The sequence below is a fragment of the Bacillus sp. ISL-4 genome (assembly GCF_018613275.1).
GTDB classification, from domain to species: Bacteria; Bacillota; Bacilli; order Bacillales; family DSM-1321; genus Peribacillus; species Peribacillus simplex_E.
The window spans coordinates 12,229-25,544 of sequence record NZ_JAGGQN010000050.1 but is presented as its reverse complement, the minus strand read 5'-3'; the positions used below and the strand labels follow the sequence as shown (position 1 = coordinate 25,544).

Annotated in this window: 15 protein-coding genes, 1 pseudogene and 1 riboswitch; of the genes and pseudogenes, 6 read left to right on the top strand and 10 right to left on the bottom strand. The window is 38.2% G+C overall.

Going from position 1 to position 13,316, the window contains the following annotated elements:
- Positions 1 to 6: 6 nt before the first annotated feature.
- A complete protein-coding gene (locus tag J7J00_RS24230; protein WP_214795305.1) occupies positions 7 to 477 on the top strand; it encodes a FixH family protein in 471 nt (156 codons plus the stop codon).
- A gap of 5 nt (positions 478 to 482) precedes the next feature.
- Here J7J00_RS24230 and J7J00_RS24225 read toward each other — a convergent pair whose 3' ends face one another.
- On the bottom strand, positions 483 to 641 hold the full coding sequence (locus tag J7J00_RS24225) for a hypothetical protein (RefSeq protein ID WP_214795303.1): 159 nt from the start codon (positions 639 to 641) through the stop codon (positions 483 to 485).
- Between the two features lie 66 nt (positions 642 to 707).
- On the opposite strand from J7J00_RS24225, the gene J7J00_RS24220 reads away from it, so the two are divergent.
- Positions 708 to 1,181, top strand: coding sequence for a hypothetical protein (locus tag J7J00_RS24220; RefSeq protein WP_214795301.1), 474 nt, complete (start codon positions 708 to 710; stop codon positions 1,179 to 1,181).
- Positions 1,182 to 1,340: 159 nt separating this feature from the next.
- Here the strand turns inward: J7J00_RS24220 and J7J00_RS24215 are convergent, their stop codons facing one another.
- From J7J00_RS24215 to J7J00_RS24205, 3 genes are all read right to left on the bottom strand, one after another.
- Positions 1,341 to 2,237 (bottom strand): DUF4405 domain-containing protein, encoded by an 897-nt coding sequence (locus tag J7J00_RS24215; protein WP_214795299.1) that lies wholly within the window; start codon positions 2,235 to 2,237, stop codon positions 1,341 to 1,343.
- Positions 2,238 to 2,614: 377 nt separating this feature from the next.
- Positions 2,615 to 3,814 carry a phosphoglycerate dehydrogenase gene (locus tag J7J00_RS24210; RefSeq protein WP_214795296.1) on the bottom strand — a complete coding sequence of 400 codons (1,200 nt, stop codon included), beginning with the start codon at positions 3,812 to 3,814 and terminating at the stop codon, positions 2,615 to 2,617.
- Positions 3,815 to 3,951: 137 nt separating this feature from the next.
- Positions 3,952 to 4,030: riboswitch (ZMP/ZTP riboswitch) on the bottom strand.
- A 135-nt stretch (positions 4,031 to 4,165) separates the two neighbouring features.
- On the bottom strand, positions 4,166 to 4,612 hold the full coding sequence (locus J7J00_RS24205; RefSeq protein ID WP_214795294.1) for an ATP-dependent metallopeptidase FtsH/Yme1/Tma family protein: 447 nt from the start codon (positions 4,610 to 4,612) through the stop codon (positions 4,166 to 4,168).
- 156 nt (positions 4,613 to 4,768) lie between these two features.
- Here J7J00_RS24205 and J7J00_RS24200 point away from each other — a divergent pair.
- Both J7J00_RS24200 and J7J00_RS24195 read left to right on the top strand, forming a co-directional pair.
- A pseudogene (locus J7J00_RS24200) lies at positions 4,769 to 5,562 on the top strand (VOC family protein).
- A gap of 37 nt (positions 5,563 to 5,599) precedes the next feature.
- Complete coding sequence (locus tag J7J00_RS24195; protein WP_309487236.1) at positions 5,600 to 6,109, top strand: GNAT family N-acetyltransferase; 510 nt, start codon at positions 5,600 to 5,602, stop codon at positions 6,107 to 6,109.
- A 66-nt stretch (positions 6,110 to 6,175) separates the two neighbouring features.
- Here J7J00_RS24195 and J7J00_RS24190 read toward each other — a convergent pair whose 3' ends face one another.
- From J7J00_RS24190 to J7J00_RS24175, 4 genes are all read right to left on the bottom strand, one after another.
- Positions 6,176 to 6,592: a VOC family protein gene (locus J7J00_RS24190; RefSeq protein WP_101223282.1), complete on the bottom strand. Its 417-nt coding sequence runs from the start codon at positions 6,590 to 6,592 to the stop codon at positions 6,176 to 6,178.
- Positions 6,593 to 7,042: 450 nt separating this feature from the next.
- Positions 7,043 to 7,534, bottom strand: coding sequence for a PTS sugar transporter subunit IIA (locus J7J00_RS24185; protein WP_214795290.1), 492 nt, complete (start codon positions 7,532 to 7,534; stop codon positions 7,043 to 7,045).
- Between the two features lie 79 nt (positions 7,535 to 7,613).
- The gene (locus J7J00_RS24180) at positions 7,614 to 8,003 is read right to left on the bottom strand and encodes an iron chaperone (RefSeq protein ID WP_214795359.1); all 390 of its coding nucleotides are present in this window, start codon (positions 8,001 to 8,003) and stop codon (positions 7,614 to 7,616) included.
- Positions 8,004 to 8,085: 82 nt separating this feature from the next.
- Positions 8,086 to 8,730, bottom strand: coding sequence for an alpha/beta hydrolase (locus J7J00_RS24175; protein WP_214795288.1), 645 nt, complete (start codon positions 8,728 to 8,730; stop codon positions 8,086 to 8,088).
- Between the two features lie 207 nt (positions 8,731 to 8,937).
- Here J7J00_RS24175 and blaOXA point away from each other — a divergent pair, with 207 nt between their 5' ends.
- Together blaOXA and J7J00_RS24165 are read left to right on the top strand one after the other, a co-directional pair.
- Entirely contained in the window at positions 8,938 to 9,729 is a 792-nt protein-coding gene (gene blaOXA / locus J7J00_RS24170) for a class D beta-lactamase (RefSeq protein WP_214795286.1), read from the top strand.
- A gap of 291 nt (positions 9,730 to 10,020) precedes the next feature.
- Positions 10,021 to 10,680: a DUF1796 family putative cysteine peptidase gene (locus J7J00_RS24165; RefSeq protein WP_214795284.1), complete on the top strand. Its 660-nt coding sequence runs from the start codon at positions 10,021 to 10,023 to the stop codon at positions 10,678 to 10,680.
- A gap of 213 nt (positions 10,681 to 10,893) precedes the next feature.
- On the opposite strand, the gene J7J00_RS24160 is transcribed toward J7J00_RS24165, so the two are convergent.
- Both J7J00_RS24160 and J7J00_RS24155 read right to left on the bottom strand, forming a co-directional pair.
- Entirely contained in the window at positions 10,894 to 12,651 is a 1,758-nt protein-coding gene (locus J7J00_RS24160; protein WP_214795282.1) for a SulP family inorganic anion transporter, read from the bottom strand.
- Positions 12,648 to 13,259, bottom strand: coding sequence for a beta-class carbonic anhydrase (locus J7J00_RS24155; RefSeq protein ID WP_214795280.1), 612 nt, complete (start codon positions 13,257 to 13,259; stop codon positions 12,648 to 12,650). The genes J7J00_RS24160 and J7J00_RS24155 overlap by 4 nt, the downstream gene beginning before the upstream one ends.
- Between the last annotated feature and the right edge of the window lie 57 nt (positions 13,260 to 13,316).

The window sequence follows — 13,316 nt, the reverse complement described above, 5'->3', positions numbered from 1 at the left end:
TTTGCCGTGAAAAAATATATAGGTAGTTCTTTAATCTTTATTTTCAGCTTATTTCTAAGTGCTTGTTCACTTGAAAAGGATGTCACTAATCTATACAAAGAAGAAACGCCCCTTGAAGCTGAAATAATTATACCGGAATCCTTTTCAGTTAATACACAGGAGACCATGAAGGCTGTTCTTACTCAAGGTGGTCAAATGGTTGAAAACGCAGATTATGTTCATTTTGAGATATGGAAACAAGATGGCTCGCTCAAATATAGTATGGAACAAGCTAAGGAAGAGGGAAACGGTACTTATACTTTAAGTAAAAACTTTGATAGTGATGGCCTATACTATATAAAAGTTCATGCTAGTAACGATGGTTCAATCATTATGCCTCAAAAACAGTTTATCGTAGGAAAACTGTCTGAAAGTGAATTGAAGTTCTTGCAAAAAGGGATGCAAAAACAAGAAGAAAGTCATGAACATCATCATTAAGAAATTTATTTTAAATCCGGTTTTCCATTGAAGACCGGATTTTTTATCGATGTTTGTTTACCACGTTTTTTGTTTGATGTTTTTATCGATCGGAAAGAATGCAGTTCAGGCAGGGTATGTAATACTTCACCTTTGTTTATTGGATTATTCTGCTCTTGCTGCATATACTGAATTGTTCCTTTAAACAAGGGAGCTTCCGCTGAACATGATCTTTAAGGGAGGGCATAGCATTGGTAACTTCACAGGGTACTGTTTCGGTTAGCTTTCCATTCCCATCAGTATGGGGTATCCACTCTTCAATAGCTGGCAGAACGATCATTTGGGGTACACTTGCCATTAACTCTATTACGGATAATAGGGTAATTGGTACGATTAATTTTCGGGGTACACCTATTCCGATTAATGGATTTTGGAATGAAAGCACTAAACAAATCTCATTTGATTCACCTTATGCCACATTCTCTGGCAATTTAACCATGATTGATGATAACCAAATTAGGATTCGGCATTTTATTCTACAAGGACGTTTTCTTATGAAGCCTCCCTCTCTGCAAGCAGGTGAATCTGGGTCTTGGATTGCCACCACTGATATAGATTTGAATCAATTTCCTGCTAGCGGCAGCGCCCATACCGAGCAATTACCTCCTGTTGGAGCTTTTTTAACATCGAATATCCTTCATCAGCAGCTGAATCAAAATTTTTGAGGGTGTTCGCTTGCGTAAACTGTAGAACAGAGCGTCTTCTAGCAACTAATAAAAGTCCCAAGCAGTTTACCTTCACTTGGGACTTCTTTTAGTCTCGTAACCTGAGTTCTTTGCTATGTAGAATGCTCATACGAAGTCTACATTACTTTTACACACTCGCTAAATCGCCTTCACTATAGTTCGTTTTTTATTTTTCCGTGTATGGCTCATTATAAATTTTTCAATATAATAAATGATAATGATAAACAGAGACATGATGCCAAAATACGTAACGATAACGCCTAAAGCGTTCGAACTCCCGGAGTGACCCTTTTCCCCTCTGAATCCACCTTCTGAAAGGCTTCCTTTTTCAAATGGGCCATCGCCCTCTTCGAAGCCGCCTTCCGGAAGGTTTGGTCTTTCTCCCCCTTCAAAGCCTCCATCCTGAAAGTTCGGTTTTTCTCCCCCTTTAAAGCCGCCTTCTGGCATTTGTGAAGAAGAAAGATTAAACACGCTCGCAACTCCTTGCACCTGCCTGATGAAATGTGTTGAGTACATTTGATAGCCGCCAAACACTAATAAGGCAACTGTTGCCACTCTTGCTAAAATCACTAAGCTAGGTTTCGGAGCTTTGAAGTTAATCATATTTTTAAAAACATTCATTACCCATTTCCAATGTAATCCAACATGAGCTGCAACTAAAATAAGTGCTAAAAACGAAATCGCTATATGAGAAATTTTAAACCATTGTTCATTTCCAACGTTGATATTCGGGAATACAACTCTTGAAATAAAAATACCACTGATCATAATAAAGGTCATTGTAATTAACAACATTACGTTTAAAAAGTAACCAAATTTTGTTGCAAGAGGCAGCTTGCGGTCAAATAATTTAATAGTAACTTTTTTTACCCATTGCCAATTGAGCAACACATGGGTGAAAAATAATATGGCAATAGCTAACCCGGCAATTTCGTGAAACGTTAATCCCCCTAATACTTGTTTATTAAAAAATAATACGAACGTAACGGCCATTAAAATATCTAACCCAAGCTTAACATACATCATCTTTTTCATATTTTTTGTCCTCCTATGTAGTTTCTCCAAGCTTTCTTATGTGTTTTACCGTTCCATGTTTTTAACACAACTCCTCCCTTTTCATAAGTGGTGAAACTTATTATGCAGAGTATTTCTTAACTTTTTATTAAGGGGTACCTAAAGCAAAGGAAAAACGATTTTTAAGTTAAAGAATTAACGGGAGGATTTAAGACAGTAAATACTAACCGGCGCGATTCTTTAATAAGGTTCCTGAACTGGCAATTACGTACGTTCCAAAGGGTCCAGGAATGAATGCCATTTTGCTAAAAAAATTCAACAAAATTAAAAAGCCCCAACTCCGTAAAGGAATTGGGGCTTTCACTTATTATTTGAGCAAGAAAGTCTTCCTGTTCAAATTAGATAATACGAGTTGTAACGATGCCTTCGATTTGTTTGATTTTTTCTTCCAAGCCAGGAATGATATCGCCGCTTACTTCACCGTCAATGTCGATGATCGTATATGCATATCCCCCACGGCTTCTGTTAACCATGTCAGCGATGTTCAGATTAAAGCCAGATACAGCCAGTGTGATTTGCCCAACCATGTTCGGAACGTTTTCGTGGAAAGTTGCCACACGACGGTTTCCTGTATAAGGAAGGGAAGTGTTTGGGAAATTCACAGAGTTCTTGATGTTCCCTGTTTCTAAAAAGGTCTTCAGCTGACGAGCTGCCATGATGGCACAGTTTTCCTCTGATTCTAGCGTAGAGGCACCAAGATGCGGAATTGGAACGACATTTTTCATTTTCAACACGTTTTCATTCGGGAAGTCAGTAATGAACTTGCCTACTTTTCCACTTTCAAGTGCAGCTTGCATATCATCTTCATTCACTAGCTCGCCGCGTGAGAAATTCAAGATATGTACGCCCGGCTTCATGATGCCGAATGTTTCTTGGTTAAACATTCCTCTTGTGTCGTCAGTTAATGGAACGTGTACTGTAATATAATCAGATTCTGCAAACAATTCTTCAATCGTCATGGCGCGCTGTACATTGCGGGACAAGTTCCAAGCTGTATCAACAGAGATGAACGGGTCAAACCCAATGACATCCATGTCCAAATCCAGGGCATCATTCGCTACAAGTGCACCGATCGCACCTAAACCGATTACGCCAAGAGTTTTTCCCTTGATTTCTTTACCAACGAATTGTTTCTTTCCTGCTTCAACAAGCTTTGGAATTTGTTCTCCTTCGCCTTCAAGCGTCTTTGTCCAAGCCACACCTGCAAAAAGGTTACGAGATGAAGCCATTAATGACGTCAGCACCATTTCTTTTACAGCGTTTGCGTTAGCACCAGGTGTATTGAAAACGACAATTCCTTGCTCAGTGCATTTGTCGACCGGAATATTATTGACTCCAGCCCCTGCCCTTGCGATTCCTTTTAATTGATCGCCGAATTCCATAGTATGCATGTTAAAGCTGCGAAGAACGATTGCATCAGGGTTTTCACTGTCATTGTCGACCTTAAAATCGCCTTTATTAAATACATTCAGCCCGCTTTCGGCAATATTATTTAACGCTTTGATCGTTTTGACTTTTTCTAAAAGTAATGTGCTCATTTTGTTTGCTCCTCTTTTGACTATGATAGTTTTGAAATTTCAAAATACTGACAAGATTTTTAAGCCCATGAAAATCTGCATACTTTAAACCTTCACTATCTATTAATATACAGAAAGAGGCAAGGGATAAAATCCCTTACCTCTGCCCAGGCGAACGGCTACGACACTATGTGTTCCCTCACGGTTATCCGTGTTTCGCCAGTTGCACATAGTCTTTTTCATTTATTTTATTCTATCAAACTATTCAGCAATCTTCAATATCATTTTCTCTTTTTTTGCAGAAGCCACAACTCACCAGAAATATCGACGAAACTTACAGGTTTATCTCCGAAAAAATGGAGAGTTTCATTATTATCTTGGACGGTTCAATCTTTTTATTACAACTGTAAATAGTAAAATGACAAAAAACAGGATGAATATAATTACGAACGGAATCGTCGTTGTAAAAAGGGTGACCCATCCGCTTGTCTCTGTGTCTTCTGGCGTAAACTCCATTTTTTCTATATCATGTTCCCTTATCGCATTATTCATTCTATCTAGCGAATTTATACTATTTGGTACAGACGCGATAAAGTATTGATCCTTTTCATACCCTACCAGCTGACCTCTTATTTCATAAGCACTTTTTTGTGGCTCCACCTTTAAAAATGTCACTTTCCCATCCTTTAAAGTTGTAAAAAATACATCTTCACTTAATTTCTCAGTCGGTTCTTTGTCATTGTTAAAAACCAGCACAATCCCCAAGGTGACCAAGAAGATTAATAAATAAAATACTTTACTACGGAAAATCCGCTTCATCTCATACCTTCTCCCACATTAGACAAACTACAGGAAATAGTATCATATATAGTTAATTATTAACAACTAGACTATCGTTGTATTACTTGCAAAATGGATAATATTAGTAAAAAATAAGGAGTATAGCAAACTAGAAGTTTAAGGGGGGGAAGATTCTTGATTACTCATTTCGCTGATTTAGAATTACTGACAGTATCTATAGAAGGCGTAAAGCAATGCTATGCTAAACGCCTGCAGTTTCCCATTCTATCTGAATCTAAAGATTTTATTCAGTTTCAGCTTACGCCCTTTACGACATTAAGTTTTAAAGAAGCGTTTGAACCCATTTCTCCAGCACACTTTGCTTTTCAAGTCCCCTATTCTCATTTTGATGAAGTGGCAGCATTTGTACAACAATCCGGATTATTGGTCCTAAGCCAAGAACAGGGTCAGTATATTGACGAAACGAACGGTAGAAAAAATTTATATTTTCGTGATGGAGACGTAACCTTCTCGAAATTATTGCCCATGATTATGTTAATGAGGATGAACTGAAGGCATCCGGTATGTTACAAATACTTTATTTAAGAGAGATTGGCTTCCCTGTGGATTCGGTACCAAACTTACGAGAGTGGCTGAAAAGTTACTTTGATATGAAAACGGAAAAAGATCAAGATATATTTAATTTCGTAATTAGCGGAACAGCACATGCAATAGTGGTTTCAAAACTAAGGCCTTGGATTCCTATTGCCATGAAGGCTTTACCGCCAAAGATGGCGGTGACATTTGGTACACCCAATAATAGTTTTATTAATGACCTATCAAAACAAATGGAACACACTTTTTCAGATGACTCAAAGAAATTATTTTTAACTAAGGATAGTTATTCTTTTTATATTGAGCATACCCCTGAATTCAGTGCATCTATGGTTGAAAATCTGAATTTACCCGTAGTTTCTCATTTAACCTAAAAAAGGAGGAATCAATATGCTAATAAGAGAGGCAACGGTGGCTGATGCGGAAGGGATAGCAGTAGTCCATGTGGATTGCTGGAGAACCACTTATAAAGATATAATACCGAGTGATTTTTTAGATAATCTGTCTTATAGGCAAAGGAAAGAATTATGGAAAAAGAATATATCCAGTGATGAAAGTTATGTTTATGTGGCTGAAAATAACGAGGGAACAATAGTTGGATTTATAAGTGGCGGGAAAAGGGAAAAAAATAAAGTTGAGGATTCGGGTGATTTAACTGCGATATATATTCTCGAAAATTTTCAAAGAATGGGGCTAGGTAAGAAACTCATCAAAGAATTATTTTTTAAATTCGACGAACTGGGATTTAAGAAAATTTTCGTTGAGGTGCTTGAAGATAATAAATCTCGATACTTCTATGAGGCATTTGGTGCTAAATTGCTTAAAACCGAAAAAATCAAAATGGCTGGCGCAGATTTGAATCTATTGGTTTATGAGTGGAAAGACATTAGCCCTGTATTGTTACGAATGAGTTCCAGATAAGATCACGTACTTAACACTTCAAAAAAAGACACAGTCCTTCGGGAAGGATTGTGTCTTGCATTTAATTTAATTTTGATTAAATCCGCTTTCGTCCATGTAAAATACTTCCCAAGAATGTCCGTCGATATCCAGAAAACTCCAACCGTACATGAAACCATGATCAATGGCTTCATTGAAAGGCTTTCCGCCAACATCCAGTGCCCTATTCACGATTTCATCGACTTCTTCCTTACTTTTAACGGACAGGGCGACGATGGCTTCCGTACTCGCTGCAGAATCCGGGATTTCTTTCTTGGTAAACGTTTTAAAGTAATCTTCCACCAATAACATGACATATATGGACTCGCTGATAACCATGCATGTTGCATTTTCATTGGTCATTTGCTCGTTAAACTCAAATCCGACCTTTGTGAAAAATTCTACTGAGGCATCCAAATCTTTAACAGGCAAGTTTACAAAAATCTTTTCTGCTTGAACTCCCATCCAATTCACCCTCGCTTGATTTATTTGTTCACACACCTACTATTCGCTGCATTTTTCGATTATCCTGCTTGCAGCAGTCATTGCACTCACTTTAAGCAGATACAACCTCCATCATTCACCTGCCTAAAAGTTTATCCTAAGAAATCCACACTAAGATCCCCTGAAAATGTGCTATTGAATAGTTTAATAGAAAAGGGAGCTAAGTACTTATAATTTAGAAATGCTCTATATGATAGCTGTCCAAGCCAAAATATTAACCAGTTAATTAATGATCTTAATTTTTTAGTAGTGATTTAGGGCATGTGCAATTGGAATAGTTCACCTGTGCTAAGTGAAGCTGAAGTCTTGCAGCTGTAGTAAAAACAGTCCTTGCCAGCATTCGCCAGCAAGGACTGTTTTTCATGTTTAGAAGACTCTATTTTACTAAAAGGCACCTGACCACCTTTTGTTTTACTTTAAATAAACACTCATTATCTCCGTTTCATTAATATTCGCTTGGGTACTATTTGTTTTTTCCAGTTTTTCAACTAGCTCGCCATTCGTGATAACAATCGGAGTTACGATGCTAGGGGCTTTGGATTTTAGAAAATCGATATCAAATGTTACAAGCTTGTCTCCTGCTTTTACATTTTGCCCTTCTGCGACATGGACTTCAAATCCCTCACCATTAAGGTTAACTGTTTCCAATCCAATATGAATCAACAATTCAATACCATGCTTTGTACGTAGGCCTAGTGCATGTTTAGTACGAAAAACCTGGATTACTTCTGCATCGATTGGAGATACGACCAACCCCTCCTCAGGAAGTATCGCTATTCCATCCCCCATCATTTTACCGGAAAACACCGGATCCGGAACATCTTCAATATTTATTACTTGTCCATTAATAGGAGCAAGCAGCTGTTCCACACTTTCTTTTTTACTGAATAATTTTTTGAACATACTATTTCCACCCTTCTCTATCGTCTTGAATCTCACAATCAAATGTTAAATATTTAGTGAATTCCGATAATAGTTTCTGTTATTTTTTCTTTTTCAATTTCCCTTCTGCTTTCTTCTTTTTGTTCTCTTCCACTCTAAATATAACCATCTCGGTTATTAATTCATAAGGAATTGACTTGTTTAGCGGAAACTGAACGGCCCCTTTTGAACATTTATATTCAGATAATGCAGCTTCAAAAGCCGTGATCGCGCTTGGAGTTGGATAGAAACCTATATGTTTTTTATAAGCAGCGAAATGTACCAGATTTCCATATAAAACAAAGGTAGGCATTTGATAGCTTATCTTTTCTTCTGCATCCGCTGCTGCATCCTTTATGACTTTTCTTAACGTTAGTAGTATCTCCTGAACTTCTTCGGGAAATTGTATAATGTATTCATCAATTGAATGAAATGTATTGGTTCCTTCCATGATTTCTCCTTTCATAAACCCAGCTACAATACCTTTATTATTAACATTTTTCCCCTCCACCAACCCGAGCTTATGTAAGGAGTCAGTTTTTTAAGAACTCCTCCATTCTATTCATTACACCTTCTAGCATGGTAATCGACCTTGAGGTATTCAAAGGTTCAATATCCAAGGAATGATTTGCATGCGGGATTTTATCCATGCTTATGTTCGTTTTATTTTCAATCGCTTGAATTTTATCTGGAATATAATGATGATCTTTTTCTCCTATAACTATATGTGCTGAATGATTACCTCTCAATAATCCTTCAAAAATCGAATCGAACTTCAATAGTGGCGTAAGCAAAATCATTTTGGCTTTCATAAACCGCTCACTTTTCATAATTCCGTTGATGATGGGTATGGTGCCAAGTGATTTGCCTAGAAACACTGTTCCTTGATATTCATGGTTTTGAAGTACTTCCGTAATGACGGGATTCATATCATTAACGATCACTTTTGTGATATCTACCAATGAATGCTTGAAAATATCCTGATCGTAAGCGTAATGAATATGCACGACATCATACTGATTTTGAAGCATCACCATCGTCGAATAATAGAATAACGGTTTCTCATATGTGTACCCCGCACCTGAAAACATAAAACAAACGGCTGAACTTCCGTTTTCAATATGTGTGTATGTAATTTCCTTTTCATGACTATTTACTTTTCTTTGGTTAACCTTCATGGTAGATTCCTCCCATTATCCATTCTAGCATTTGCTATATATATTCATTAGCTACCCGCTGCATTCCTCCTTGATTGATACTATCCAGATAGAATCCAAGAATTAGGTTTCGTTTTTTATCGGGAATAGGTATACTTTAGCTATCAACCTATTTTTTGGAAATTACTTCTGATGATCGATCAATCCAGCCTTAAAGGAGAGTGTGTAATGAAAATCAAAACCTTATGTTTCATTCTTGTCCTGCTAGTCACGGGTTCAATGGGCACTATTCAAGCAAGTGCAAACGATCAAAAGGTGAAAGAACTGGATATTGGGGAGTCTTTCGATGGTGCGGACGGCACGATGGTTTTGCAAAACTTAAAAAATGATAAAGTATTTATCTATAACAAACAGAGAAGTAAAGAACGCTACACTCCAGAATCGACATTCAAAGTCGCGAATGCATTAATCGGCTTACAGACAAAAGCGGTGAGCGATGAATATGAAGTGAAGCGCTGGGATGGGGTAATCAGGGAATTTGAAGATTGGAACAGAGATCATACGCTGGCTTCAGCCATGAGGCATTCCGTGATCTGGTATTATCAAGCAATGGCCCGCGATATCGGGGCGGAAAACATGCAGAAATATGTGAACCTGATCGATTACGGCAATCGTGATATCTCCGGTGGGATCGATCAGTTCTGGCTCGACAGCAGCATAAAGATTTCTGCCCGGGAACAAGTTCAATTCATCGAAAACCTTGTAGAGGAAAAACTGCCTATCGATAAGCAGCATATGAGAACCGTAAAGAGAATCATGATCAATGAAGAAGCAGACTCATATGTCCTCCATGGAAAAACCGGTACACGCCTTTCTGATATGGGATTGGGCTGGTATGTGGGTTACATCGAAACGGACAAAGGCAAATGGGCCTTCGCAACGAATATCGACGGTAGCGGAAGCACAGCAAAAACGATTACGCTTGATGCGCTGAAAGAGTTGGATATCATAAAAGAATAATAGTTCACGCATGCTCAAAATTCTTGGGCATGCGTTTTGCTTATATTAAATAAAACCGATTTTATAATTAACCTATAAATTTATTATGTCACAGTATGTAAGATCTTCGCCTTTTGGTGATCATCAGATTGGGAATTGTAAATGCAGAAGCATCGCCCTCACTCTACGTGCATTGAAAGGTAGATAGCCTTGGATTTTGCTTGCTGTGAAGCCTTTTTTTGGTTTGTCTAATCAATAAAAAGAAAATTATCATCTAATATAGTATTGATCATATAGAAAGGAGGATTAATAGTGAAATTAACCGAAATCAAGAAATCTTATGATGTAATCATTCCTTGTGGCAGTGCTTGCACTCCCACTTTGAACCTAAGAAGACTTGGTTTAAGAAGATTTTCTTTGCCTCTTGACTGGGTCTTTACTGAGTCATTTGCAGAAGTGGCCAGGCTCTATAAAAATCAGTTCAAGGAATATATGGAATTGAAGAATTTGACTTTAGTAGATGGTTCCGGTACTTATTTTGATGATGACGTAGAAATAAATGCTGTAAATACCTATTTTATCAGAGATAACCATTATAAAGTTACTTCAGTTCACGATTTCCCCATCCTGCCTGATAAAGAATGGTTTGAAACATATCCTGATTTTAAAGAAAATTCAGATAAAAGAATAGCAAGATTCAATGATACGATTAACAATAGTGATTCAATCCTATTTGTAAGATGGTCAACAAAATATGAGCAAGCCTATTTATTTCAACAAACAATGCAAGACATGTTAAAAGAAAAAGAATTTACTGTATTAATATTAATCCCCTCGGTTGATGCAACAAGTATTTCTGAATTAGAATGGAACCTGGAAAATGTTTGTGTTTTAGAAGTTCCTAACCAAATTTGGGGTGAGGCCATTTGGGATCAAGTTTTAAGTGGCATACAATTAAATAGTCAGGATTAATCCCTGAGCTAATAACCCTAATGTGTTAATGATTTCAATTTGGACGATTTTCGGGTCATCAACGCTTTTTCACTTCTTTTTTTAGTTCATTAAAGCAAGAATCGTTTTATTTAGGCTATCATAAATCACATTAATCGCCCTTGGTGAATTACCTAAAGAAGTTGAAGAGAAAGGCATCTGCCAAAAGCGGATGCCTTTCTCTTCTTTATGGAGTCATGTTAAACCTATCTCCCGTTTTCTTTTTTGTTTTAATAACGCAGGCTTTTGGACTTGCTGAGACAGTGCGGTACATTCAGCAAAAGAAAACTGTTTACATCCTTTACAGCGGTTCTCATCCAGTTTGGATAAAGCTTTATTAATGGCATCACCCGTACTGGAAAAGAATTGATCCTCACCTACCAGTTTAATGAATCCAGTTTTTTTCAGCATTTCTTTTGGTTCCTGTTGAATCCCGGAAATCAAGACTTGTAGATTATGAAACTTGAATTGCTTCACGATTTCGGTGAGAAGCGCTTCTCCAGATGTATCGATAACTGGCACATTGCTCATTCTTAATAGTAAGACTTTAGGTTTTGAACGCATTATTTCTGCGATTTCTTCTTGCAGCCTTTCGATCGAACCAAAGAATAATGGTCCTTCTATCGTATATATGTTAATCTGCGGACAGCTTGAACCTTGCTGCACCATTTCTGGTTTAACTAGTTTATCAGCTGGATCTGGTAATACCTTTGATAATTTCAATGTACCGCTCATCAGTTTAACGAAAGATAGAATCGCTAATAGTAATCCGATCCCGACACCTGTTGTCAGGTCAATCAATACGGTTAACACGAAGGTAACGATCAATACGATCGAGTCCATGGTCTTTGCTTTTAAGATATGCGAAAATTCTTTTCGTTCGCTCATGTTCCATGCGACAAACATAAGAATGGGGGCCATGCTGGCCAATGGAATGGCCGAAGCATATGGGGCCAGACTGACCAACACGAGCAATACCACCAGCCCATGAATCACACCTGATATAGGGGAAACTGCACCGTTTTTAATATTCGTTGCTGTACGCGCGATGGCACCTGTAGCTGGAATGCCTCCAAATAAAGGCGTAATCATATTGGTCAATCCTTGCCCCATCAGCTCTTTATTGCTGTTATGCTTACTGTTGGTCATGCCGTCTGCCACGACAGCTGATAATAGTGATTCAATTCCTCCAAGCATGGCAATGACCAAAGCAGCCGGAAGAAGTTCAATCACTAGGCCGCCAGTGATCTGGGGAAACTGAAAATGGGGCAATGCATTAGGAATGGCGCCATAGGCCGAGCCAATTGTCGCTACCTGACCTGGAAAGAAAAAGCTGGCTACTAGAGTCGATACAAGCAATCCCAGCAATGCTCCAGGTATTTTCGGTACATATTTTGGAGTCAGTATGACGAGAGTTAAACTTATGATAGCTACTAGTACACTATAGACATTCACTGTATTGAAGTTCAATAAGATTTCTTTCATATTTAAAAGAAAGACTTCTTCTTTTTTTAAGTTACTGAGTCCAAAGAAATTGGCAATCTGCCCAGAGAAGATAATCACGGCAATTCCAGCAGTAAAGCCGATGGTAACTGGACGTGGTATAAACTTGATGAATCTTCCCAGTTTGAATATACCCATAAGAAAAATCATGATGCCTGCCAAGAAACCGGCGATTAACAGTTTTTCATATCCGTACTGCATGACCACACCGAACAAGACCGGGACAAAGGCTCCAGTCGGGCCTGCAATTTGATATTTGGATCCTCCAAAAAGGGAGACCATGATTCCTGCAATAATGGATGTGTACAATCCGTATTCCGGTCTTACCCCAGAAGCAATGGCAAAAGCCATCGCTAAAGGAATCGCTACAATCCCAACTACCACCCCGGCAACCAGGTCTTTCTGAAAATGGCCTAAGTTGTATCCTTCAAGCCTGCTAGATCCCATCATTTTATCGCTCCTTCTTTTATAATATGTATTTCGTCCTTGCTGACAACATTGCTATATCCATCGATGATTCGATCTAATTTACCCGTTTCGGGATGGATGACCATACCGTGAACGGCAATGGATTCCGGTAATAATGGATGGTTTTCGATCAAACGGACACTCTTCGTTACACTCTCCTCAACGCATTGAAAACCTGACAGCCACTTTGATAAATCAATACCAGAGTTTGTAAGGACATCCATATGCTCCTGACTGACTTTCCTCTGCTTTGCGGCATCAAGAAGTGAAGAGGATTGAAGCCCCACCATACCGCATCCGTGATGTCCGATCACACACACTTCCTCCACTTTTAGCTCATAAATAGCGACAAGGATACTGCGCATAATGCTGCCAAAAGGATGGGAAACAATAGCTCCAGCGTTTTTTATGATTTTCGCATCTCCATTCCTTAAACCCATCGCCTTTGGAAGCAATTCCAACAGACGGGTATCCATGCACGTTATGATGACGATCTTTTTATCTGGATACTTTGTCGTTTGAAACTCTTTATATTTGTTTTGGTCGACAAACGTTTTGTTGTAATCCAGAATGCTAGAAATAACTGACATTACTTATTCTCCTTTCTCGTGTTGAAATATGATGGAAATGTTCTATGTACAATAATC